Origin of the sequence: Streptomyces sp. NPDC020884 (assembly GCF_044333935.1) — a bacterium.
Classification (GTDB): domain Bacteria; phylum Actinomycetota; class Actinomycetes; order Streptomycetales; family Streptomycetaceae; genus Streptomyces.
This window is the reverse complement of sequence record NZ_JBIRRY010000013.1, coordinates 207,936-230,779: the sequence shown is the minus strand read 5'-3', so window position 1 is coordinate 230,779 and position 22,844 is coordinate 207,936. Positions and strand designations below refer to the sequence as shown.

Annotated in this window: 22 protein-coding genes; 6 read left to right on the top strand and 16 right to left on the bottom strand. The window is 73.0% G+C overall.

Annotated features, from left to right (window positions below; all coding sequences use genetic code 11):
* Nucleotides 1-2: 2 nt before the first annotated feature.
* The 8 genes from ACH4UK_RS34085 to ACH4UK_RS34050 all read right to left on the bottom strand — a co-directional run bounded on the left by ACH4UK_RS34085 (nucleotide 3) and on the right by ACH4UK_RS34050 (nucleotide 7,316).
* Nucleotides 3-461, bottom strand: a complete 459-nt coding sequence (locus ACH4UK_RS34085; RefSeq protein WP_398362670.1) for a BlaI/MecI/CopY family transcriptional regulator — start codon at nucleotides 459-461, stop codon at nucleotides 3-5.
* 131 nt (nucleotides 462-592) lie between these two features.
* Nucleotides 593-772, bottom strand: coding sequence for a hypothetical protein (locus ACH4UK_RS34080; protein ID WP_398362669.1), 180 nt, complete (start codon nucleotides 770-772; stop codon nucleotides 593-595).
* A 94-nt stretch (nucleotides 773-866) separates the two neighbouring features.
* A complete protein-coding gene (locus tag ACH4UK_RS34075) occupies nucleotides 867-1,454 on the bottom strand; it encodes a hypothetical protein (protein WP_398362739.1) in 588 nt (195 codons plus the stop codon).
* Nucleotides 1,455-1,613: 159 nt separating this feature from the next.
* Complete coding sequence (locus ACH4UK_RS34070; protein WP_030087892.1) at nucleotides 1,614-2,411, bottom strand: type III pantothenate kinase; 798 nt, start codon at nucleotides 2,409-2,411, stop codon at nucleotides 1,614-1,616.
* Nucleotides 2,411-3,478, bottom strand: coding sequence for a carboxylating nicotinate-nucleotide diphosphorylase (nadC, locus tag ACH4UK_RS34065; RefSeq protein ID WP_398362667.1), 1,068 nt, complete (start codon nucleotides 3,476-3,478; stop codon nucleotides 2,411-2,413). Before nadC ends, ACH4UK_RS34070 begins: the two co-directional genes overlap by 1 nt.
* 67 nt (nucleotides 3,479-3,545) lie before the next feature.
* The gene (locus tag ACH4UK_RS34060; RefSeq protein WP_398362665.1) at nucleotides 3,546-5,228 is read right to left on the bottom strand and encodes an L-aspartate oxidase; all 1,683 of its coding nucleotides are present in this window, start codon (nucleotides 5,226-5,228) and stop codon (nucleotides 3,546-3,548) included.
* Entirely contained in the window at nucleotides 5,225-6,295 is a 1,071-nt protein-coding gene (gene panC / locus ACH4UK_RS34055; protein ID WP_398362663.1) for a pantoate--beta-alanine ligase, read from the bottom strand. The genes ACH4UK_RS34060 and panC overlap by 4 nt, the downstream gene beginning before the upstream one ends.
* A 70-nt stretch (nucleotides 6,296-6,365) precedes the next feature.
* Nucleotides 6,366-7,316 (bottom strand): Rossmann-like and DUF2520 domain-containing protein, encoded by a 951-nt coding sequence (locus ACH4UK_RS34050; protein ID WP_398362662.1) that lies wholly within the window; start codon nucleotides 7,314-7,316, stop codon nucleotides 6,366-6,368.
* Nucleotides 7,317-7,507: 191 nt separating this feature from the next.
* Here ACH4UK_RS34050 and ACH4UK_RS34045 point away from each other — a divergent pair, with 191 nt between their 5' ends.
* On the top strand, nucleotides 7,508-8,662 hold the full coding sequence (locus tag ACH4UK_RS34045) for a threonine aldolase family protein (RefSeq protein WP_398362660.1): 1,155 nt from the start codon (nucleotides 7,508-7,510) through the stop codon (nucleotides 8,660-8,662).
* 81 nt (nucleotides 8,663-8,743) lie between these two features.
* On the opposite strand, the gene ACH4UK_RS34040 is transcribed toward ACH4UK_RS34045, so the two are convergent.
* Nucleotides 8,744-8,989, bottom strand: a complete 246-nt coding sequence (locus ACH4UK_RS34040; RefSeq protein ID WP_398362658.1) for a hypothetical protein — start codon at nucleotides 8,987-8,989, stop codon at nucleotides 8,744-8,746.
* Nucleotides 8,990-9,094: 105 nt separating this feature from the next.
* Here ACH4UK_RS34040 and ACH4UK_RS34035 point away from each other — a divergent pair, with 105 nt between their 5' ends.
* Complete coding sequence (locus ACH4UK_RS34035; protein WP_398362737.1) at nucleotides 9,095-10,207, top strand: DUF5937 family protein; 1,113 nt, start codon at nucleotides 9,095-9,097, stop codon at nucleotides 10,205-10,207.
* Between the two features lie 11 nt (nucleotides 10,208-10,218).
* Here ACH4UK_RS34035 and ACH4UK_RS34030 read toward each other — a convergent pair whose 3' ends face one another.
* Entirely contained in the window at nucleotides 10,219-10,893 is a 675-nt protein-coding gene (locus tag ACH4UK_RS34030; RefSeq protein WP_398362736.1) for a response regulator, read from the bottom strand.
* 82 nt (nucleotides 10,894-10,975) lie between these two features.
* Nucleotides 10,976-12,178 carry a sensor histidine kinase gene (locus ACH4UK_RS34025; protein WP_398362656.1) on the bottom strand — a complete coding sequence of 401 codons (1,203 nt, stop codon included), beginning with the start codon at nucleotides 12,176-12,178 and terminating at the stop codon, nucleotides 10,976-10,978.
* Between the two features lie 96 nt (nucleotides 12,179-12,274).
* On the opposite strand from ACH4UK_RS34025, the gene ACH4UK_RS34020 reads away from it, so the two are divergent.
* On the top strand, nucleotides 12,275-13,273 hold the full coding sequence (locus ACH4UK_RS34020; protein WP_398362654.1) for an SAM-dependent methyltransferase: 999 nt from the start codon (nucleotides 12,275-12,277) through the stop codon (nucleotides 13,271-13,273).
* A 38-nt stretch (nucleotides 13,274-13,311) separates the two neighbouring features.
* A complete protein-coding gene (locus tag ACH4UK_RS34015) occupies nucleotides 13,312-14,454 on the top strand; it encodes an NADH-quinone oxidoreductase subunit D (RefSeq protein WP_398362652.1) in 1,143 nt (380 codons plus the stop codon).
* A gap of 15 nt (nucleotides 14,455-14,469) precedes the next feature.
* On the opposite strand, the gene ACH4UK_RS34010 is transcribed toward ACH4UK_RS34015, so the two are convergent.
* The 4 genes from ACH4UK_RS34010 to ACH4UK_RS33995 all read right to left on the bottom strand — a co-directional run bounded on the left by ACH4UK_RS34010 (nucleotide 14,470) and on the right by ACH4UK_RS33995 (nucleotide 18,263).
* Nucleotides 14,470-15,600, bottom strand: coding sequence for a hypothetical protein (locus tag ACH4UK_RS34010; protein ID WP_398362651.1), 1,131 nt, complete (start codon nucleotides 15,598-15,600; stop codon nucleotides 14,470-14,472).
* Between the two features lie 192 nt (nucleotides 15,601-15,792).
* Nucleotides 15,793-16,764, bottom strand: a complete 972-nt coding sequence (locus ACH4UK_RS34005) for an ABC transporter substrate-binding protein (RefSeq protein WP_398362649.1) — start codon at nucleotides 16,762-16,764, stop codon at nucleotides 15,793-15,795.
* 50 nt (nucleotides 16,765-16,814) lie between these two features.
* On the bottom strand, nucleotides 16,815-17,489 hold the full coding sequence (locus ACH4UK_RS34000; protein ID WP_398362648.1) for an ABC transporter permease: 675 nt from the start codon (nucleotides 17,487-17,489) through the stop codon (nucleotides 16,815-16,817).
* A gap of 3 nt (nucleotides 17,490-17,492) precedes the next feature.
* A complete protein-coding gene (locus tag ACH4UK_RS33995; protein ID WP_398362646.1) occupies nucleotides 17,493-18,263 on the bottom strand; it encodes an ABC transporter permease in 771 nt (256 codons plus the stop codon).
* Nucleotides 18,264-18,414: 151 nt separating this feature from the next.
* Between ACH4UK_RS33995 and ACH4UK_RS33990 the strand changes: the two genes are divergently transcribed.
* Nucleotides 18,415-19,590 (top strand): ABC transporter ATP-binding protein, encoded by a 1,176-nt coding sequence (locus ACH4UK_RS33990; protein WP_398362645.1) that lies wholly within the window; start codon nucleotides 18,415-18,417, stop codon nucleotides 19,588-19,590.
* A 42-nt stretch (nucleotides 19,591-19,632) separates the two neighbouring features.
* Here ACH4UK_RS33990 and ACH4UK_RS33985 read toward each other — a convergent pair whose 3' ends face one another.
* Nucleotides 19,633-20,754, bottom strand: coding sequence for an alpha/beta hydrolase (locus ACH4UK_RS33985; protein WP_398362643.1), 1,122 nt, complete (start codon nucleotides 20,752-20,754; stop codon nucleotides 19,633-19,635).
* Between the two features lie 160 nt (nucleotides 20,755-20,914).
* Here ACH4UK_RS33985 and ACH4UK_RS33980 point away from each other — a divergent pair, with 160 nt between their 5' ends.
* The gene (locus ACH4UK_RS33980) at nucleotides 20,915-22,744 is read left to right on the top strand and encodes a phosphatidylglycerol lysyltransferase domain-containing protein (protein WP_398362641.1); all 1,830 of its coding nucleotides are present in this window, start codon (nucleotides 20,915-20,917) and stop codon (nucleotides 22,742-22,744) included.
* Nucleotides 22,745-22,844 lie beyond the last annotated feature (100 nt).

Here is a 22,844-nt window from a genome sequence, read left to right as displayed (position 1 = left end):
CGCTATCGCCCGCCCTCCGGCTCCGTCCCATCGGCCGGGGCGGCATCTCCGGAGGCGTCCGCGGTCGGTTCCGCGGCGTTGTCGGGGGCGGTTTCGGCGAGATTGGGGGAAACCATGCGAACGGCATCCTGCAGCGCTTCGCGCTGCTCGGCGGACATCATGCCGAAGAACGCGACAAGTGCGGCGGCGGGGTTGTCACTGCGTGACCAGGCTTCGTTCATCAGTGCGGCCGAGTAGGCGGCCCTGGTGGAGACGGCCGTATATCGATAGGCCCGGCCGTCTACTTCCCTGCGCACCCAGCCCTTCTGATGGAGATTGTCCATTACCGTCATCACGGTCGTGTAGGCGATGGACCGTTCCTGCTGGAGGTCCTCGAGGACTTCCCGCACCGTGACCGGCCGGTTCCATTGCCAGACGCGTGTCATCACGGCGTCTTCCAGGTCTCCCAATTGACGGGGCACGAGATCACTTTAGTGCTAGATGTCCTGAATGTTCTGGTATTTACACAGCAAAAGAGCGCACGGCTCTGATGAGTCGTGCGCTCCGGGAACGTACTTCGGGAGGATGCGGGACGGGCGGACCGCTCCCGTGGTCAGGCATTCTCCGGACGTGCGGTCTGCTTTACGGATTCCGCGCGGGCGAGCGCCGCGTCCACCACGCCGTCCTCCTTGGTCTTGTTCGGTCCGCCCTGGCTCTTGACGATCGTCACGACCAGGCCGATGAAGAAGACGGCCATCACCACGGGGGGCAGGAGCGCGGATACATAGTCCATGCCGTCCAGAGTAGCGAGCCCCGCCCGGCCGGACGCGGCGACCTCCCGGTGGAGGCCGCCGCGTCCGGCCGGGCGGGGGGTGCGGACCCCTGGGTCAGCCCGCCGCGCGCTCCTCGGACGGGGGCGGCGGCACGGGGCGGCGGCGCGGCGGGAAGACCTCGGAGGGCTTGGGCATCGGACGGTCGCCCGGCTTCTGCGGCCGGCTCGGGGTGGCCGGGGTGCCGGGCCGGGCCGGTTCCCGGTCGGCGGCGCGGCCGCCGGGCAGGGCGAGCAGCCGGCTGCGGGGGCCGGGGGCCGTGAGCCCGGCGGAGCGGCCGGCGAGCCGGGCCCGGACGGAACGCTCGGCGAGCACCTGGCAGCGCTCCAGGAGGGCCGCCGCGAGCGGCCTGCCGCGCAGGGCCCGCAGGGCGGCCAGATCGTCCGGGCGGGGGTCGTAGCCGGCCGCCAGGGCGTCCTGGAGCAGCTCCAGATAGCCGGCGACGGAGCCGGGAAGGGCGTTGCGGTAGCGGGCGAGGTCGGCGAGGAGGAACGCTCGCAGCCGGCCGGCCTCGCCGACCGCCTCGTCCACGGAGCCGGCGAGCCGCAGGCAGTCCTGGACGTCCTCGTCGGACAGGGGCATGGGGTGGAGGGCGATGGCGAGGGCACGTCGGAGCACCCGCAGCTCGTCCGCGCTGAACGCCATGCCGCCTCGTGAACCGTAGGGCGTGGGCATAACGCGACAATACGTGCTAATTGGACAAAATCCGTTTAACTGGCCGTCGATGGCGCGGCGCGCCCGAACCGCCGCCGGCCCCCGCCCCGGCCGTTCCCGCAGGTACGCCCGGCTTCCGCGCAACAGCCGCTACGACCGGGACACGTTCCGCTCGTACACCAGGCGCAGCCCGATCAGCGTCAGCCACGGCTCGTGCTCGTCGATGACCGAGGACTCCCCCAACACCATCGGAGCAAGGCCGCCCGTCGCGATGACCGTGACGTCGTCCGGGTCGGCGGCCAGCTCCTTCTTCATCCGGGCCACCACTCCGTCGACCTGGCCCGCGAACCCGTAGATGATGCCGGACTGCATGGCCTCGACGGTGTTCTTGCCGATCACGCTGCGCGGCCGGGCCAGCTCGATCTTGCGGAGCTGGGCGCCCCGGACGCCGAGCGCCTCGACCGAGATCTCGATGCCGGGGGCGATCACCCCGCCCGCGTACTCGCCGCGCGGGGAGACCGCGTCGAAGGTGGTGGCGGTGCCGAAGTCGACGACGATCGCCGGGCCCCCGTACAGCTCGACGGCGGCGACCGCGTTGATGATGCGGTCCGCGCCGACCTCCTTGGGGTTGTCCATCAGGATCGGCACCCCCGTCTTGACGCCGGGCTCCACCAGCACGGCGGGGACGTCGCCGTAGTACCGGCGGGTGACCTCGCGCAGCTCGTGCAGGACCGAGGGGACGGTGGCGCAGATCGCGATGCCCTCGATGCCGTCGCCCAGCTCCATGCCGAGCAGCGGGTGCATGCCCATCAGGCCCTGGAGCAGGACGGCCAGCTCGTCGGCGGTGCGGCGGGCGTCGGTGGAGATCCGCCAGTGCTCGACGATCTCCTCTCCGTCGAAGAGACCGAGGACCGTGTGCGTGTTGCCGACGTCGATGGTGAGCAGCATCAGGCGTCGGCCCCGTCGGCGGAACTGGGGGCGGCCGCGTCGCGGAAGTCCAGGCCGATGTCGAGGATCGGCGAGGAGTGGGTGAGCGCCCCGACCGCGAGATAGTCGACGCCCGCGTCGGCGTAGGCGCGGGCCGAGTCGAGGGTGAGGCGGCCGGAGGACTCCAGGACCGCGCGGCCGGCGACCAGGGCGACCGCTTCGGCGGTCTCGGCCGGGGTGAAGTTGTCCAGCAGGATCAGGTCGACGCCCGCGTCCAGCACCTCGCGGACCTGCTCCATCGTGTCGACCTCGACCTCGATGGGCAGCTCGGGGAACTCGGCGCGCACCCGCTTGAACGCCTCCGCGACGCCGCCCGCGGCGATCACGTGGTTGTCCTTGACCAGGGCCGCGTCGGAGAGCGACATCCGGTGGTTGACGCCGCCGCCGCAGCGCACCGCGTACTTCTCCAGCGCGCGCAGGCCCGCCGTCGTCTTGCGGGTGTCGCGGACCTGGGCCCCGCTGCCCTCCAGCACGTCCGCCCAGGCACGGGTGGCGGTCGCGATGCCCGAGAGCCGGCAGAGCAGGTTCAGCGCGCTGCGCTCGCCGGTCAGCAGGTCGCGGGTGCGGGTGGTGACCGTCAGCAGCTTCTGGCCGGGGGCGATGCGCTCGCCGTCCTCGACGTGCCGCTCGACCTCGAACTCGTCGGTGCACACGATCGACAGGACCGCCTCGGCGACCCGGAGCCCCGCCACGACCCCCGCCTCACGGGCGGTGAAGTCGCCGGTGATCACGGCGTCCTCGGGGACGGTCGCCACGGTCGTGACGTCCACCCCGCCGTCGAGGTCCTCCTCGATCGCCACATGGGCGACGTCCTCGACCTGGACGGGGTCGAGCCCCGCCTCGGCCAGCAGCAGGGCGAGCGCGGGGTCCAGGCCGCACTCCAGGGCTTCGGGGTCGAATCCGCCGTCACCGCCGCAGCCGCAGCCGTCGCCACAGCCTTCCGCCGGTGCGGACGATGCGGGCGCGCCGACCCGGATCAGCGGTACGTCCACGGGAGTGGGGCGCGGATTCTCTTCGGGCGTGCTCACGGTGACGGCTCCTCGGGGGCGTGGCGGGTGGTGCGGGCAGGGCTGACGCTGCTTCCCAGCAGTCTGCTCAATCCGACGGGCGTACGGGCGGGAATGCGGCGGTCTCCGTGCGGTGGACGACCGGGGTGCGGTCGGGGGCGATGCGGACGACCAGGTGGCGGCGGCTGTGGGCGTCGTCGCGGTCGGGCCGGTCCTCGCGCCAGTGGCAGCCGCGGGTCTCCTCGCGCTGCCCGGCGGCGGCGACCAGGACCCGGGAGACCAGGAGCAGGTTGGCGACCTCCCAGGCCTCGACCCCGGGCACGACCGCCTTGGCCCCGTCCGCGGCGGCGGCCTCGCCGTGCAGGGCCTCCAGCGCCTCGGCGGCGGCGGCCAGGCTCCCGGCGGAGCGCAGGACTCCGGCGCCCAGGGTCATGGCGCGCTGGATCGCCGTACGGGCCTCGGGGTCCAGCAGCGCGACCGGTTCCTGAGCGCTGTGGGGGTCCTCCGCCGGTTCGGTGCGGGGCGGGCGGACCTCGGCGATGTCGGCGGCGATGCGCTCGGCGAAGACCAGGCCCTCCAGGAGGGAGTTGGACGCCAGCCGGTTGGCCCCGTGCACGCCGGTGCAGGCGACCTCGCCGCAGGCGTACAGGCCGGGGACGGTGGTGCGGCCGCGCAGGTCGGTGCGGACGCCGCCGGAGGCGTAGTGCGCGGCCGGGGCGACCGGGATCGGCTCGGTGACCGGGTCGATGCCGTGGGTCCGGCAGGCGGCCAGGATGGTGGGGAAGCGCTGCTCCCACATCCGGGCGCCGAAGTGCCGGGCGTCCAGATACATGTGCTCGGTGTCGTGCTCCTGCATCCGGCGGGTGATGGCCTTGGCGACGATGTCGCGCGGGGCCAGCTCGGCCAGCTCGTGCTGCCCGGTCATGAAGCGGACGCCGTCGCGGTCGACGAGATGCGCGCCTTCGCCGCGTACCGCCTCGGAGACCAGCGGCTGCTGGCCCTCGGAGTCCGCGCCGAGGAACAGGACGGTGGGGTGGAACTGGACGAACTCCAGGTCGGAGACCTCCGCCCCGGCCCGCAGCGCGAGCGCCACGCCGTCCCCGGTGGAGACGGAGGGGTTGGTGGTGGCGGAGAAGACCTGGCCCATGCCGCCGGTGGCGAGGACGACCGAGGGGGCCCGGACCGCGCCGACGCCGTCGTGCTGACCCTCGCCCATCACGTGCAGCGAGACGCCCGCCGTACGGCCTTCGGCGTCCGTGAGCAGGTCCAGGACCAGGGCGTTCTCGATGGTGTGCAGGGCCGCCTCGCGGACCGCCCCGACCAGGGCGCGGGAGATCTCCGCGCCGGTCGCGTCGCCGCCCGCGTGGGCGATGCGGCGGCGGTGGTGGCCGCCTTCGCGGGTCAGCGCGATGTCGCCGCTGTCCGTGGTGTCGAAGTGCGCGCCGGTGTTGATCAGCCGGCGTACGGCGTCGGGTCCCTCGGTGACCAGGGTGCGCACGGCCTCCTCGTCGCAGAGGCCCGCGCCCGCGACGAGGGTGTCGTCGAGGTGCTGCTCGGGGGTGTCGCCCTCGCCGAGGGCGGCGGCGATGCCGCCCTGGGCCCAGCGGGTCGAGCCGTCGTCGAGACGGGCCTTGGTGACGACGACGGTGTCCAGGCCGGCGGCCGCGCAGCGCAGCGCCGTGGTGAGTCCGGCGACGCCGGAGCCGACCACCACGACGTCCGCGTCGATGGCCCAGCCGGGGGCGGGGGCGGTCAGCCTTATTCCGGTCACGAGAGGGCTCCGAAGGTGAGGGGGATGTTGTCGATGAGGCGGGTGTCCCCGACCCGGGCCGCGACGGCGAGGATCGCCTCCCCGCTCTCGCGGCCGTCCGGGATCTCGGTGAAGTCCGCCGGGTCCACCAGGGCCAGATAGTCCAGGGCGAGCGGCGGCCTGCCGCGCGCGGCGGCCTCGTCCAGGATCGTCCGCGCGGCGGCCCGGACGGCCGCGGGCGCTCCGTTGGGCCGGGCCAGCGCCACGGCCTGGGCGTCGGCGGCGGCACGGGCCTCGCCGAGCCGGTTGAGCCCGGCGGCCCGGTCGCCGCCGGGCGCGGTGGCCCGCGCCCTCTCGTGCAGGGCCTGCTGGGCGGCGAGCCGGTCGCGGGCCGCGAACAGGGCGCGGGGCAGGGCGGCCGCGGTGTGCCGCTCCTCGGCGGAGAGGAAACGGTTGCGGCTGGAGAGCGCGAGGCCGTCGGGGTCGCGGACGGTGGGCACGCCGGTGATGCGGACGGCGAAGTTCAGGTCGCGGACCATGCGGCGGATCAGGGCGAGCTGCTGGGCGTCCTTCTGCCCGTAGAACGCCTCGTCGGGCCGGGTGAGGTGGAGGAGCTTGGCGACGACGGTGAGCATCCCGTCGAAGTGCCCCGGCCGGGCCGCGCCCTCGAGGCGCTCGCCCATGGGGCCCGCGGTGATCCGGACCTGGGGCTCGCCGCCGGGGTAGACCTCGTCCACACCGGGGGCGAAGACCGCGTCGGCCCCCGCCGCCGCGGCGATCTCCAGGTCGGCGTCCAGGGTGCGCGGATAGCGGTCCAGGTCGGCGGCCTCGCCGAACTGGAGCGGGTTCACGAAGACGGTGACCACGACCTGGCCGTCCGGGCCGGCCGCCGCGCGGGCGGCGTGGATCAGGGCGGCGTGGCCCTCGTGGAGCGCGCCCATCGTCATGACGACGGCCCGCTCGGCCCCGGCGGGGCGGGGCAGCGCGTCCAGCTCGGCGGCGGTGCGCAGGAGGGCGGAGGCCGGGGCGGTACGGCGGGGGGCCGGGGCGGCGGGGCCCTCGTCCCCCGCACGGCTGGTGGTCGTCATCGGGGCTCCCCCGGTCCCGTACAGCTCGTCGTCATCGAGGCTCCCCCCGGTCCCGTACGGCTCGTCGTCGTCATCGGGGCTCCCCCGGTCCGGGGGAGCCGGGGCGGCGCTCCTGGTCGGCCAGGACGACCAGGAGGTCCTCGGCCAGCTCGGCCTTGAGCAGGCCGTGGGCGAGCGCCCGGTCGGCCGTGGCGCGGGCCATCGCGAGGTATCCGGCCACCGCCTGCGGCGCGTGCGCGCGCAGTTCGCCGATGTGGGCGGCGACCGTGCCCGCGTCCCCCCGGGCGACGGGGCCGGTCAGCGCGGCGTCGCCGGAGCGCAGGGCGTTGTCCAGGGCCGCGCCGAGCAGCGGGCCGAGCATCCGGTCCGGGGCGGTCACCCCGGCCTTGGTCAGCAGCTCCATCGACTGGGCGACCAGGGTCACCAGGTGGTTCGCGCCGAGGGCGAGGGCCGCGTGGTAGAGCGGGCGGGACTCCTCGGCGATCCACTCCGGCTCGCCGCCCATCTCGATGACCAGCGCCTGGGCGGCCAGCCGCAGCTCCTCGGGGGCGGTGACCCCGAAGGAGCAGCCCGCGAGCCGCTGGACGTCGACGGCGGTGCCGGTGAACGTCATCGCCGGGTGCAGCGCGAGCGGCAGCGCCCCGGCCCGCAGCGCGGGGTCCAGCACCTTCGCCCCGTACCGGCCGGAGGTGTGGACGAGCAGCTGGCCCGGCCGTACCGCGCCGGTCTCGGCGAGGCCCTCGACCAGGGTGGGCAGCACGTCGTCGGGGACGGTCAGCAGCACCAGCTCGGCGCGGGCCAGCACCTCGGCGGGCTCCACCAGGGGCACATCGGGGAGCAGCTCGGCGGCGCGGCGCCGGGAGGCGTCGGAGACGCCCGACACGGCGACCGGGCGGTGCCCGGCGAGCTGGAGGGACGCGGCGAGGGCGGGTCCGACCCGGCCCGCACCGACGACGCCGACCGTGAGTCGGGCGGGGCGGTCCCTCGCGTCGAGGGGTTCCTTCGAAACTGGTGCGTTCACGCGGCGATGGCCTTCCGTTCCAGTCCGCGGGGGGTACCGGACGATTTCTCTGCATGCTACGCCAGCGTTTCGGCGGGGCTCCCCCGCCGCCCACAGCCTGTGGATAACTTTCCCGGATCGCACGCTGGTCGCACCCGGGCCGGGCGGAATCCCGCGGGCGCGCTGTCAGAGGTCCGGGTGATGATCGTCCCATGGGAGCGATGGACGAGCAGGAACAGCGGCGGCGCAGGCTGGCCGCGTGGCGGGGGGCGCGCAGGGTGCTGGCCCGGATGGGCGCGGACGGCACGCTGGGCGAACGGCTGGCGGCGCTGGCCGCCGACGCCTCTTCCGTACACGATCCCGACGACTGGACCGATGTGTACGGGGGCGGGGTCGTCGACGATCTGGAGCAGCAGGTGGCCGGGCTGCTCGGCATGGAGGCGGCGGCCTTCTTCCCGACCGGGACGATGGCCCAGCAGGTCGCGCTGCGCTGCTGGGCGGGGCGGACCGGCGACGCGACGGTGGCCCTGCATCCGCTGTCCCACCCGGAACTGCACGAGGGCGGGGCGCTCGGGTCGGTGAGCGGGCTGCGCACGGTGCATCCGACGTCCGCGCCGAGGCTGCCGAACGCCGAGGAGGTCCGGGAGTTCCCGGAGCCGTTCGGCACGCTGATGCTGGAGCTGCCGCTGCGGGACGCCGGGTTCGTGCTGCCGTCCTGGGAGGAGCTGACGGCGGTGGTGGAGGCGGCCCGGGAGCGGGACGCGGTGGTCCACCTCGACGGGGCGCGGCTGTGGGAGTGCGGCCCGCACTTCGGGCGGGAGCTCTCGGAGATCGCCGGTCTCGCGGACAGCGTGTACGTGTCGTTCTACAAGTCCCTGGACGGGCTGTCGGGGGCGGTGCTGGCGGGCCCTTCGACGCTGGTGGAGGAGGCCCGGGTGTGGCGCCACCGGTACGGGGGCCAGGTCTTCCAGCAGTATCCGGCGGCGCTGTCCGCGCTGCTGGGCCTGGAGCGGGAGCTGCCGAGGCTCCCGGAGTACGTGGCGCACGCGAAGGTGGTCGCCGGGGCACTGGCCGAGGGGTTCGCGGCGTCGGGGGTGCCGTGGTTCCGGGTGCGTCCGGAGCCGCCGCACACGCATCAGTTCCAGGTCTGGCTGCCGTACGGGACCGAGGTGCTGGACGAGGCGTCGGTGCGGCAGGCCGAGGAGACGGGCGTGGCCCTCTTCCGGCGCTGGTTCGCCGGGGCGGCCGGGACGGGGCTGCCGCCCGGGGTCTCGGTCACCGAGGTGACGGTGGCGGCCGACGGCCTGGAGTGGACGGCCGAGGACGTGCGGGAGGCGGTGGCGGGGTTCGTGGGGTACGTGGGATAGGGCGCGGGGGGCCTTGCGTAGGGGGCTGCCCGGCCCCGGGGCCTGGTCGAGTGGCCGGGCCCCGGCCCGGGGGTTCCGTCCTCAAACGCCGGACGGGCTGGGAGTGCCAGGCTCGCTGGGAGTGCCGGACGGGCTGAGGGTGCCGGGCTCGCTGGGGGTGCCGGGCTCGCCCTGATCGCCGGTCCGGCGCGTCGGCGGGTGGGTCAGCCAGTGCCGGTACAGGTCGCGCAGGACCGAGCGGTCGTGGCGGCCCGGCGGCGGGGGCGCCGGCTGCGACAGGCGGGCCGCGCGGTGGAGGTCGAGCAGGTGCTGCTGGGTGGCGTTCATGCGGCCCAGCCTGCTGCGGGCCACGGCGGCGACGCCCGCTGATTGACGCCCACCGTCAAATGGAGCGACGGCCCACCCGCGTACCCCCACTATGGAGGGGTGAGCGTGCACATAGACATCGCGGGTCTGCCCGCCGACCGCGTCGTATTCGCGACTTCCCCCCTCGCCGAACTGGGCCTCGCCCTGCACGCCCTCTCCGAGCCCGGCCACCATCCGGGGCTGCACGGCTGGGCCACCGCGACCGCGACCGCGCTGGAGCCCGACCTCGCGGACCGGATGCTGGAGGCGGAGTTCCTCTGGCGGAACACCTTCTCCGATGTGTTCATGCCGTTCTCCGGGGTCCGCGGCGGCGACGGCAGGACCGGCGCGACGCTCGCCGAGGACCTGGACCTGCTGGACAAGCTGGACGACGAGCGGTTCGTCGCCGCCGCCCTGGAGTTCACCTGCGCCAGCCATTACGGGGCCGGGACCCCGTCACCGCTGGACGACGCGGGGATGCGGGGCCGCGCCCTGGACCTGGCGGCGGCGCGCGGCCCGCAGCAGCTGGACTTCACCCGCCGGCTGCTGGCCGACCCCGCCTCCGTGCGCGGCTGGATCCGGCGGCTCTTCGAGGACTGCGACCAGGCGTTCTTCGCCGACACCTGGCGCCGGGTCTCCGTGCAGCTGGTCGCCGACGCCCGGCACAAGACGGAGCTGCTGCGGCGCAAGGGGCTGGCCGAAGCGATCGGGGCGGTGTCCGCCGCCGTGACGCTGGACGAGGACGCGGGCCGGATCAACGTCGACAAGCTGTCCGCGGGCCGGACCACCGCCGTCGACGCGGGCGTCGGCCGGGGCCTGACGCTCATCCCGACCAGCTTCGGCTGGCCGCACCTGATGGTGCTGCACGCCCCCGGCTGGCGGCCGGTGATCCACTACCCGGTCCATCTGCCCGACCTGCCGGCGCCCGCCTCCGTGGAACTGCTCCAGCTGCGCCTGGAGGCCCTGGCCCACCCGATGCGGATGCGGCTCTGCCGGAACCTGGCCCGCTCCCCGTACACCACCGGCGAGCTGGCCGACTCCAACGGCATCACCTCCCCCGAGGTCTCCCGTCACCTCTCGGTGCTCAAGAAGGCGGGCCTGGTCACGACGCGCCGCCGTGGCCGCTACGTCCTGCACCAGCTGGACCTGACCGTCGTGGCCCGGCTCGGCAGCGACTTCCTGGAGGGCGTCCTGCGCTGAGCGCGCGCCGCTCAGCCCGCGCCGCCGCCGGCCCGGACCAGGCCCGTCTCGTAGGCGAGGACGACGACCTGGACCCGGTCGCGGAGGTTCAGCTTGGTGAGGATGCGGCCGACGTGCGTCTTGACCGTCGCCTCGGAGAGCACGAGGCGGGCCGCGATCTCCCCGTTCGACAGGCCCTGGGCGACCAGGAGCATGACTTCCCGTTCGCGTTCGGTGAGCTTGCCGATGTGCTTGTTCTTCGGCTCCTTCTGACCGCTGGGCAGCAGCGGCGAGAAGCGGTCGAGCAGCCGGCGGGTGGTGGACGGGGCGACGACCGCGTCGCCGCTGTGCACCGAGCGGATCGCGGCGAGCAGCTCGGCGGGCGGCACGTCCTTGAGCATGAAGCCGCTGGCCCCGGCCTTCAGCCCGGAGAAGGCGTACTCGTCGAGGTCGAAGGTGGTCAGGATGAGCACCTTGGGCGGGTCCTGCTGCGCGCAGATGCGGCTGGTCGCCTCGACGCCGTCCAGCCGGGGCATCCGGACGTCCATCAGGACCACGTCGACGGCGGTGGACCGCAGGATCTCGATCGCCTCCGCCCCGTCCCCGGCCTCGGCGACGACTTCCATGTCGGGCTGGGCGGCGAGCACCATCCGGAAGCCGGTCCGCAGCAGAACCTGATCGTCGACGAGCATGACGCGGATGGCCAAGGCCATGGGAATCGTGTCCTGTCCTGGGGTCGTGGTGGTCAAGGAGGTCATGGGGTGGGGCCGGCGAGGTCGTGGAGCGCGGTCAGCCCGAGGGTTTGAGCGGCAGCAGGGCGCTGATCCGGAATCCGCCGCCGGGCCGGGGCCCGGCGTCCAGGGTGCCTCCCACCATGCCGACCCGCTCCCGCATACCGATCATCCCGTGCCCGGCGCCGTCCGCGCCGCCGTCCTCGTACAGCTCGTGCGCCGCGCCCCGGCCGTCGTCCTCGATCAGCAGCCCGAGGCCGTCGTCGAAGTAGACCAGCCGGACGCTGGCCCCGGCGTCGGGTCCGCCGTGCTTGCGGGTGTTCGTCAGGGCTTCCTGCACGACGCGGTAGGCGGTCAGCTCCACGCCGCTGGGCAGCGGGCGCGGGGTGCCCTCGACCTTGAAGTCGACCGCCAGGCCGGTCTGGCGGACCTGTGCGACCAGGTCCTCGATCTGCTCGACGTCCGGCTGGGGAACGTACTCCCCGCTCTCCGGGGCGTCACCGGTCCGCAGCACCCCGAGCAGCCGGCGCATCTCGGCGAGCGCCTGGCGGCCGGTGCTGGAGATGGTCTCCAGGGCCTGGCGGGCCTGGTCGGGAGCCGCGTCCATCACATAGGCGGCGCCGTCGGCCTGGACGACCATCACGGAGACGTTGTGCGCGACGACGTCGTGCAGCTCGCGGGCGATCCGGGCCCGCTCCGCGGCCACCGCGACCTTGGACTGCGCCTCGCGTTCCCGCTCCAGACGGGCGGCACGCTCCTCCAACTGGTCGAAGTAGGCGCGCCGGGTCCGCAGCGAGTCCCCGAGCACCCAGGCCAGCACGAACGGCACGGTCATGATGATCGTCACGAAGACCACCTGGGCCCAGGATCCCCCGGGCTCGGCCTCCCACCGCAGCTGGGACAGGGCCGCCGCGCTCAGGCTGCAGACCAGGGCGAGCCGGGACGCCCAGCGTTCCCCGACCGTGGCGACGGTGTAGGTGATCACCAGCATCGCGAAGTCCCCGATGCCGGGCCGGACGTCGAACACCAACTGCACGACGCCCACCAGGATGCCGAGCAGCAGCATCTTCTCCGGAGCCCTGCGGCGCAGCGCCACCACCGTGGAGAGCCCCAGCGCGACCGGCACGGCGACGATCTCCTCGCGCCCCGCGTCGTACATGCCCGACACCATCGACATGCCGGAGAGCCCGAGGAGGAAGACGGCCCAGAAGACGTCGACGCCCGTCGGGTGTCTGCGGATGAAATCGTAGAGGCGCTGCACGTAACCCAGCGTAGGGACAGCAGATCGGTGCCCGGGTCAGCCGAAGGGTCGATCCAGGTCCTGGGACCGTACTCCCCAAGGTGGAGACTTGCCTACGTGACGGACGAGTGGCGCGGTTGGCGGGAGGCGGCTCAGGCCGCTCTGTACGGGGATGAGGGCTTTTATCGCAGCCCGCTGCGGAGCCCGGAGGGGCCGGCGGGCCACTTCCGTACGTCGGTCCACACCTCGCCGCTCTTCGCGGCGGCGGTGGCCCGGCTGCTGACCGGAACGGCACAGGAGCTGGACACCGGCACATTCGCCCTGGTCGATATCGGGGCGGGGCGGGGCGAGCTGTTGACCGGAGTGCTGGCGGCGCTCCCCGAGGGCCTCGCCGTGACCCCGTACGCCGTCGAGGTCGCCGCCCGGCCCCCGGGCCTGGATCCCCGGATCGAGTGGTGCGCCGAACCGCCCGCGGGGGTCACCGGGCTGCTGTTCGCCAACGAGTGGCTGGACAACGTCCCGGCCGAGGTGGCGGAGGCGGACGCGGACGGCGTCCCCCGCTACGTCCAGGTGCGCGCCTCGGACGGCGCGGAGCGCCTCGGCGATGTGGTGGGCGGGGCGGACGCGGCGTGGCTGGAGCGCTGGTGGCCGCTGTCCGCGCCGGGCGAGCGGGCGGAGATCGGCCGCCCCCGCGACGCGGCCTGGGCGCGAGCCGTCGGCTCCCTGACCGCCGGGCTCGCGGTGGCGGTGGACTACGCGCATGTGCGGGGCGCCCGGCCGCCCTTCGGGACGCTGACCGGCTTCCGGGGCGGACGCGAGGTGCGTCCGGTGCCGGACGGCTCCTGCGACCTGACGGCGCATGTGGCGCTGGACGCCTGCGCGGCGGCGGTGGCGGGGTCCGGGACCGGGGCCCGCCCGGTCCTCACCGACCAGCGAACGGTGCTGCACCGGCTGGGCGTCGGCGGCGACCGGCCGCCGCTGAGCCTGGCCGCCACCGATCCGGCGGGCTACGTACGGGCGCTGGCGGCGGCGGGCGAGGCGGCGGAGCTGACCGCCCGCGGCGGCCTCGGCGACTTCGGCTGGCTGCTGCACCGGGTGGGGCCGGATCGCGGGTGACCGCCACGGCCCGGCGGGGGCAGGCAATACTGTCCCGCATGACGGAGACGACGATCGGCATCGGCGGAGCGGCGGAGAGCACCGACATGGTGCTGAACATCGGTCCCCAGCACCCCTCCACGCACGGGGTGCTCCGGCTGCGGATCGTGCTGGACGGCGAGCGGATCCAGCACGCCGAGCCGGTCATCGGCTATATGCACCGGGGCGCGGAGAAACTCTTCGAGGCGCGCGACTACCGGCAGATCGTCATGCTCGCCAACCGCCACGACTGGCTGTCCGCGTTCTCGAACGAGCTGGGCGTGGTGATGGCCGTCGAGCGGATGCTCGGCATGGAGGTCCCCGAGCGCGCGGTGTGGACGCGGACGCTGCTCGCCGAGCTGAACCGGGTCCTCAACCACCTGATGTTCCTCGGCTCCTACCCCCTCGAACTCGGCGGCATCACCCCGGTCTTCCACGCCTTCCGGGAGCGCGAGGAGCTCCAGGCGGTGATGGAGGAGGTCTCCGGGGGGCGGATGCACTACATGTTCAACCGGGTCGGCGGGCTCAAGGAGGACGTTCCGGCGGGCTGGGCCGGCCGGGTCCGCGAGGCCGTCGCCTCCGTCCGCTCCCGCATGGACGTGTACGAGAACCTCGTCCTCGGCAACGAGATCTTCCGGCTCCGTACGCGCGACGTGGGCGTGCTGTCCGCCGCGGCGGTGCACGCGTACGGGGTGTCGGGGCCCATCGCCCGCGCCTCGGGCGTCGACTTCGACCTGCGGCGCGACGAGCCGTATCTGGCGTACGGGGAGCTCCAGGACACCCTGAAGGTCGTCACCCGGACCGAGGGCGACTGCCTGGCCCGCTTCGAATGCCTGCTGGAGCAGACGCTCAACGCCCTGGACCTGGCGGACGCCTGTCTGGACCGGATGGCCCACCTGGCGCCGGGGCCGATCAACCAGCGGCTGCCCAAGGTGCTCAAGGCGCCGGAGGGCCACACCTACGCCTGGACGGAGAATCCGCTCGGCGTCAACGGCTACTACCTGGTCTCCAAGGGCGAGAAGACGCCCTACCGGCTGAAGCTGCGCTCCGCCTCGTTCAACAACATCCAGGCCCTCACCGAGCTGTTGCCGGGCACCCTGGTCGCCGACATGGTGGCGATCCTGGGCTCGCTGTTCTTCGTCGTCGGCGACATCGACAAGTAGCGGGCGGGTCCTCGCTCAGGAGACGGCGCCGCGCAGTTGCGCCACGTCGATCTGCTCGGTCTCGTCGTGCTCGGTGAGGTCGATGACCTTGCCGACGGCGCGGTTGTCGACGGCTCCCGTGCGGTGGGCGGCGAGCACCTCCTCGCCGACGACGTCCGCGAGGTCCTCGTTCTGCACGGACTCGATCGCGGCGCTCGCCTTGTGGGCGTTCTGGGCGCCGAAGAAGTCGAAGTTGCCCTGGGGGGCCAGGTGACGGCGCGCGGTGGCGTACGGGGCGACGGCCGAGGCGGCCGGGATCGCGCGCGGCACGCGCACCGGCGCGATGGCGGCCGGGGCCTTCGCGTTCCGGGCGCTCTGCGTCGGGGCGCTCTGCGTGGGGGCGTTCGCGTTCCGGGCGGCCTGCGCCGGGGCCTTCGCGTTCCGCTGGTCCGGGGCCGGGGCGGGCGGGGCGGTCGGGGGGCGGCGGTGCTGGTGGTCCAGGTGCTCGCCCGCCCCGGTGACCGCCGCGTGCTTCCCCTTCGGGCCCTCCGCCTCCGGCTCCCGCGCCTGAGCGCGCTGCCGGGCGGCCTCCACCGTGCGGCGGGTCTCCTGGAGCGCCGCGTTGCGTGTGAGGTTCAACAGGGCCTCGTCCGCGCGCCGGTACGACTCGGGGGTCGGCGTGGACCGCGCGGGCAGGAGCTCCTTGGGGGCCGCGGCCTCGATCGCGAGCTGCCTGCGGCCCTCCAGCGCGCTGGCCCGCTCGGTCTCGGCGTTGGCGTAGCGGCGGAGCAGTCCGGCGTGCTCCCCGCGCAGCCCGGCGAGGTCCACGCGCTTGCGGCGGAGCTTGGTCTCCAGACGGGTGCGCAGCTCGCGCGACTCCTCCAGGTCCTGCTCCAGCTCGGCTATCCGCTCCTCGGCCCGCCACTCGTCACGGGCGCGGGCCCGCGTCAGCTCGGCGACCCGCAGCCCCGCCGCCCGGTCCCAGCTGCGCATCAGACAGGCGCCGGTGACGGCCGCGGCCGCCACGGCGGCCACCAGGCCGCGCAGGACCAGGGGTTCGGCCAGCAGCCAGGCGCCGGCGGCACCGGCGACCGACACTCCCGCCACCACGGAGGGGGGCAGGATTCTGTGGAGGGGCGGCGAATGGCGGTGGCGTCCACGTGGCATGGCCTGAAATTTACCGTGTGTGCGCGACACTTGGGGGGCCGCCCGGCAATCTGTTCCCCGCCGGTTACCTCGCGGCCCCCCAAACTCTCTCCACCCGGGGCTTTACTTCCCGATCGGCGCCTTGACCGGCGCCTTGATCGACATCTCGATCAGCGTCTTGATCAGCCTCTTGATCAGCTTCCCGACCAAGCGCTACTTCTTGATCAGACCCTTCGACTCCAGATACTCCTTGGCCACGTCGGCCGGCTTGGCCCGCTCCGCGTCGACCTTCCGGTTCAGCTCGGCGAGATCCTCCGTGGTGAGCGCGGAGGTGAGCTTGCCGAGGGCGTCCGCGATCTCCGGCGCACCCGCGTCCTTGGCGTGCAGAACGGGAAGGACGTTGTCCGCGTTCTGGAGCTTCTTGTCGTCCTCCAGGAACACCAGCCCGTCCAGCACCGCGTCCGTGGTGGTCGTCAGGACCAGCTGGACCTTGCCGTCGCGGACGGCCTGCTTGGACTGCGGGGTGCCGACGCCCTTGGGGTCGATACCGGTGACGTCGATGCCGTACGTCTTCTTCAGACCCGGTGCGCAGAACGGCCGCACCTCGCACTCGTCGCCCGCCGCGATCTTGACCTTGATCTTCGACTTCCCCAGATCGGAAAGCGTCTTCAGGCTGTTCTTCTCGGCGAATTCCTTCGAGACCGCGAAGGCGTTCTGGTCGACGGCCTTACCGGGCGGGAGGACCTTGAGGCCGAGCGGCCCGGCGAGCTTCTCCAGGGCGGCGACCGTGGCGGCGGCGTCCCCGGAGGCCACGGGCTTGGACTGGGCCGCCTTCGCCCCGTTGACCTTGGCGTTGAGGAATTCGGCGATGGTGGCGGCGTACTCCGGTACGACGTCGATCTCGCCCTTCTCCAGCGAGGGCTCGTACAGCTCACGGTTCTTCACCGTGGTGATCGAGGTGGTGTATCCGGCGTCGCCCAGGATCTGGGCGTACAGCTCGGCGAGCACCTTGGACTCGGTGAACGAGGCCGAGCCGACGACCAGGGAGCCCTTCTTGCCGTCGCCCGCCGAGGAGCCGGAACCGCCCTTCTCCTTCTCCAGGCTGTCGCCGCCGCAGGCCGCGAGCGACCCGGCCAGCGCCACCATGCCGACGACCGCACCGGCTATCCGCGAGGTCCTGCTCATGTTGTTCTCCGTCCGAACTCAAGAAAGATGACCGAAAGAAAGTTGTGTGCTCACGCGGGCCGGCGGCGGCGCAGCGGTGACAGCAGCCGGTCCAGGCCCACCAGCACCCCTTCCACCAGCAGGGCCAGACCGGCGACCAGAACGGCGCCCGCGAAGACCTGAGCGGTGTCGTAGGTGTTGAACCCGGCGGTGATGATCCGGCCCAGCCCGCCGAGGCCGACCATGGCGGCGATCGACGCGGTGGCCACGACCTGGACCGCGGCGGACCGCAGCCCGGTCATGATCATCGGGTAGGCGAGCGGCAGCTCGACCCGGACGAAGAGCTGTCCGCCCGACATCCCCATGCCGCGCGCGGCCTCCACCACGGACCGGTCCACCTCCCGCATGCCGACATAGGCGTTGGTGAGCAGCGGCGGCACCGCGAACAGCACCAGCGCGATGATCGTGGGCCAGTACCCCGAGTTGCGCAGGGGCGTGACCATGAACAGGGCCAGCACCGCGAAGACCGGAATGGCCCGGCCCACGTTGGACACGTTGATCGCGAGGGCGCCCCCCTTGCCGATGTGCCCCAGATACAGGGCGAGCGGCAGGGCTATCGCGCAGGCCACCACGAGGGCGACCCCGCTCACGTACAGATGCTCGCCGAGCCGGTGCGCGGCCCCGCCGTCCCCCGACCAGTTGGCCCCGGTGGTCAGCCAGGTCCAGGCATCGCCGATGACTCCCACGGGTCAGCCCGCCTCCACCTTCGCCGGGGCGGGCGGGCCCGCCGCTCCGCCCGGTCCGTCCGGGTCCGTCCGCCGGTCGCCGGTCGCCCTGGATCCGCGGTCCGTGCCGGATATCCGGGTCCAGGGCGTCAGCAGCCGCTGGAGGCCGAGCAGCAGCAGGTCCGCCGTCACCGCGAGCAGCACGCACAGCACCGAGGCGGTGAGCACCTGGGCCTTGAAGAAGCTGGGCAGCGCGTCCTCGATGAGATTGCCGAGGCCCCCCTTGCCGACGAGCGAGCCGACCGTGGTCAGCGCGACCGTCGACACGGTGGCTATCCGCAGTCCCGCCATCACCGCGGGCAGCGCCAGCGGAAGCTCCACCTCCCACAGCAGCCGCCCCGGCCCGTATCCCATGCCCCGGGCGGCGTCCCGGGCCTCCTGCGGCACCGCTTCGAGCCCGGCCAGGATGTTGCGTACGAGGATGGTCAGCGAATAGAGGACCAGGCCCGTCACGACGAGGGCGGCCGACAGCCCGAACAGGGGCAGCAGCAGCGAGAACATCGCCAGCGAGGGCACGGTGTAGAGCACGGTCGTCAGCCCGAGCACCGGTGCGGCGAAGCGCCGCCCCCGGCGGGCGAGCAGCGCCAGCGGAAAGGCCACCGCGAGCCCGATCAGCACCGACACCACCGTGATCCCGACGTGCTGCACGGCCGCATCGGTCAACTCCTGGCTGCGGGAGCGGAGATACTCCCCGCAGATCCAGTCGTTCGTCACCAGGCAGCTCTGCTCGGCCATCCGCCCCCACCTCCTGCTTTCCCTCGTCGCCCCGGATCGCCCCCGGATCGAACTGATGACTGGCGAGCCTATCCTCGACCACTGACAATCGCGGAGGCTGTCGCATTCCGGCAACATGCCCTTCACAGAACGCCCTCCACAATGGGGAACCATGATCCGTTTCGAGCACGTCACCAAGCGGTACGCCGATGGCACCACCGCCGTCGACGACCTTTCCTTCGAGGTCGCCGAGGGTGAACTGGTCACGCTCGTCGGACCTTCCGGATGCGGCAAGACGACCACCATGAAGATGGTGAACCGGCTGATCGAACCGACCGAGGGCGGGATATTCCTCGAGGGGGAGGACATATCCACCATCGATCCCGTCCGGCTGCGCCGCCGAATCGGCTATGTGATCCAGCAGGTCGGGCTCTTCCCGCACAAGACCGTGCTGGAGAACACCGCGACCGTTCCCCATCTGCTGGGCTGGAAGCGCGGAAAGGGACGCGAACGCGCCGCCGAACTCCTCGACCTCGTCGGACTCGACCCTTCCGTTTATGGCGACCGCTATCCGGAACAGCTTTCCGGCGGCCAGCGCCAACGCGTCGGCGTGGCCCGCGCATTGGCCGCCGACCCGCCCGTTCTCCTGATGGACGAGCCTTTCGGGGCGGTCGACCCCGTCGTCCGCGAACGCCTCCAGAACGAATTCCTGAAACTCCAGGCCCAGGTCCGCAAGACCGTGCTGTTCGTCACGCACGACATCGAGGAGGCCGTCCGCCTCGGCGACCGGATCGCCGTCTACGGGCAGGGCCGCATCGAGCAGTTCGACTCCCCCGCCACCGTGCTCGGGGCCCCCGCGACCCCGTACGTGGCCGACTTCGTCGGAGCCGACCGCGGACTGAAGCGGCTCTCGGTGACGCCCATCGAGGAGAGCGACCTCGACCAGCCGCCGGTCGTCCACCTGGACGACTCGCTGGCCACGGCCACCGAACGGCTCAGGTCCCAGGGCGCACGCTGGGCGGTCGTCCTGGACGGCCGCGACAACCTCCACGGCTGGATCCCCGCCGACGCGACGGCCACCGCCAAGGGCACCGTCCGCGAACACGCCCGCCGGATGGAGGCCTGGCTCCCGCTCGGCGCCCCCCTCAAGCAGGCGTTCGCCTCCATGCTCCAGCACGACGCGGGCTGGATCGCGGTCATCGACAAGGAGAGCGAGGGCCGCTTCCTCGGCGTACTGACCCCCGCCCGGCTGCACGAGGCCCTGCGCCGCTCGATCGACGCCGACGCCCACGACGTACCGCGCGCCGAGGTCGCCGTGGAGACGGTGGCGACGATCGCCACGCCCTGAGGCCGCCCCGTCGTCCCCGGTGGACCGGGCGCGCTCCCCGGCTCAGTTCTCGCTGAGCCGGGCGCTCATCCACTCCAGGGCCGGCGGAATCTCCCGCCGCCAGGTCGTGAAGTTGTGCCCGCCGCTGTCGAGCACGATCGACGACACCTCGGCCGGAGCCTTCACCCTCTCGATGAACTTCATCGTGCTCCCGAGGTTCCCCTCGCCCTCCCGGGACGTCGTCACCAGGAACGAGCCGCCGGACGGCGGCCGGTTCTCCAGGGTCCACATCAGGTCGGCGCGGTCCCGCAGCTCCTGCTTCCCGTGGAACAGGTCGCCCGTCGTCGGGTCCTCGGCGGCCTTGTAGTACGCGGACAGCCCGGCGCTCGCCGCGTACCGGCCGGGGTGGTGCATCCCGATCTTCAACGCGCAGTAGCCGCCCGTCGAGTTGCCGATGATGCCCCAGTTACGGGCCTGCTCCCCGACCCGGTAGGACTGCGCGATCGCCTCGGGAAGGTCCTTCGCGAAGAACGTCTCGGTCTGCGGACCCTTCGGGATGTCCACGCACTCGGTGTCCCGGGGCGGCGCGACCGTCGGCCGCAGCATCACCAGGATCATCGGCCGGGCCTTCCCCGCCTTCACCCGCTCCTGCGCGGTCTGCGGGTAGCGCAGCCCCTTCAGCAGGTTCTCCGCCGTGCCCGGGTAGCCGGTGAGGACCACGACCGCCGGGAAACTCCGCCCGGCGTACGCCGCCTGGAAGTACTCCGGCGGCAGATAGACGTACGCCGGGGACGTGATGCCCGAGGTCCGCCCGGCGACGACCACCTTGTCGATCCGCCCGCCGACGGAGGGCACCCGCCCGCCCGGCACGTCCGGGTGCTGGGTGCCGGTCCGCGTCATGTGCCGCGAGCCGGACCCGTTCCCCGCGTGGTCGGTGACCACACCGAGCTCCTGCTGCCGGCCGAAGAGGTCGGCCCAGGAACCGTAGAAGAGGAAGGCGTTGTTGGCCGCCAGCCCCACCGCGGCGAACAACGTCACCTGGGTCGCCAGCAACAGCCCGACCCGGCCCGACACCGCGGCGGCGCCGCGCCGGGCCAGGCGCGGCCAGAGACCGACCGTGGCGGCGAAGAGCGCGACGGCCAACGCCGCCACGACCGCCAGAACTGCTGTGCTGGTGAGACCCATGAGTGAGCTTTCTCTGCGATTCCGTACCGGCTCGGATGCGGGAAATTTCCGGAATGTGGGTGAACCCGCGCTCCACAACCCGCGTCCTAGAGGGCGCACATCGTCCGCAGGGGCTCCGGCCGGCGGACTCAACGAATCTCTCGCGAAGCCACGGGAAGCGATGTCTGTCACGCTAGATGGGGATAATTCGGTGTCGGTTCCGCAGCGCGTTCGCCGGTTGCTCCGCGGGCCTCGCCCCGAATCCGTACCGACCGTCGTCGGTACCGCCTGCACCGTCGTCGGGCTGATCGACGTCGCCGCCGGGGTCTTCCCCCGCTTCCGGCACAGCCGGATGCACACCGTCGCCGAAGTGCTCCCCGGCGCGCTCGGCCCGTTCGCCGCCGCGCTCTCGCTGAGCGCGGGCGTGCTGCTGCTGCTCCTCGCGCACGGGCTGAAACGGCACAAGCGGCGGGCCTGGCGGGCGGCGGTGGTCCTGCTGCCCGCGGGGGCCGCGGCCCAGTTCGCGTACCGGCACTCGATCGTCGGCGTCCTGGTCTCCCTGACGCTCTGCTGGCTGCTGGTGCGCCACCGGGACCAGTTCCGGGCGTTGCCGGGCCCCCGCAGCCGCTGGCGCGCGCTCGCCAACTTCGTCCTGCTCGGAGCCGGCTCGCTGGGGCTCGGGCTGATCATCGTCAGCGTCCACCGCGGCCGGGTCGTCGGCGACCCGTCCATCGCCGACCGGCTCCAGCACGTGCTGTACGGCCTGTTCGGCGTGGAAGGGCCCGTCGACTACGCCGGGCGCACCACCTGGACGGTGGCCTACTCGCTCGGCGCGCTCGGCCTGCTGACCGCCATCACCACCATCTACTTCGCCTTCCGCCCCGAACACCCGGCCGCCCGCCTCACCGAGGACGACGAGAGCCGGCTGCGGGCGCTGCTGGAGACGCACGGCGGCCGCGACTCGCTCGGCCACTTCGCGCTCCGCCGCGACAAGGGCGTCGTCTTCTCGCCCAGCGGCAAGGCGGCCGTCTGCTACCGGGTCGTCTCCGGCGTGATGCTGGCCAGCGGCGACCCCATCGGCGACGTGGAGGCCTGGCCCGGCGCGATCGAGCGCTTCATGGACGAGGCGAAGGCGCACTCCTGGACCCCCGCCGTCATGGGGTGCAGCGAGACGGGCGGCCAGGTCTGGACCCGCGAGACCGGACTCTCCGCCCTGGAACTGGGCGACGAGGCGGTGGTGGACGCGGCGGATTTCTCCCTCGCCGGACGGGCCATGCGGAACGTGCGCCAGATGGTCAAGCGCATCGAACGCCATGGCTACGAGACCCGGGTCCGGCGGGCACGTGACATCGGCGACACCGAACTGGACCGCATCCGCCGGGCCGCCGCCGACTGGCGCGGCACCGACACCGAGCGCGGCTTCTCCATGGCGCTGGGCCGGATCGGCGACCCGGCCGACGGCGACTGCGTGATCGCCACCGCACACCTGCCCGGCTCCGGTACGGAGGACTCCGCGCACGGCGACCTCAAGGCGGTCATCCACTTCGTCCCCTGGGGGCGCGACGGGATGTCCCTGGAGCTGATGCGCCGCGACCGCTCCGCCGATCCCGGCATGAACGAACTCCTGATCGTCGCCTCCCTCCAGGCCGCCGAGAAGCTGGGCGTCGCCCGGGTCTCGCTGAACTTCGCGATGTTCCGCTCCGCGCTGGCCCGCGGCGAGCGGCTCGGCGCGGGGCCGGTGCTGCGCTGCTGGCGAAGCCTGCTGATCTTCCTTTCCCGCTGGTTCCAGATCGAGTCGCTGTACAAGTTCAACGCCAAGTTCAAGCCTCGCTGGGAGCCCCGCTTCGTGGTCTTCCGCACCAGCCGCGACCTGCCCCGCATCGGGATCGCGGCGATGCGGGCGGAGGGCTTCGTGAACCTCTCGCTGCCCCGCCCGTTCCGCTCCCGGGGCGCGCGCCCGTGCGGTCACAGCGTGCGTACGCCGCCGGAGCACGAGGTGAGCGCGGCGTAGCGGCGTCGTACGGGGCCCACGGCAGGTCCTAGTCTGGTCGTATGAGTACGTCACGCACACGGGGCACGGTCCGAGGGCTGCCGGAGTGGGACCGCTGCGC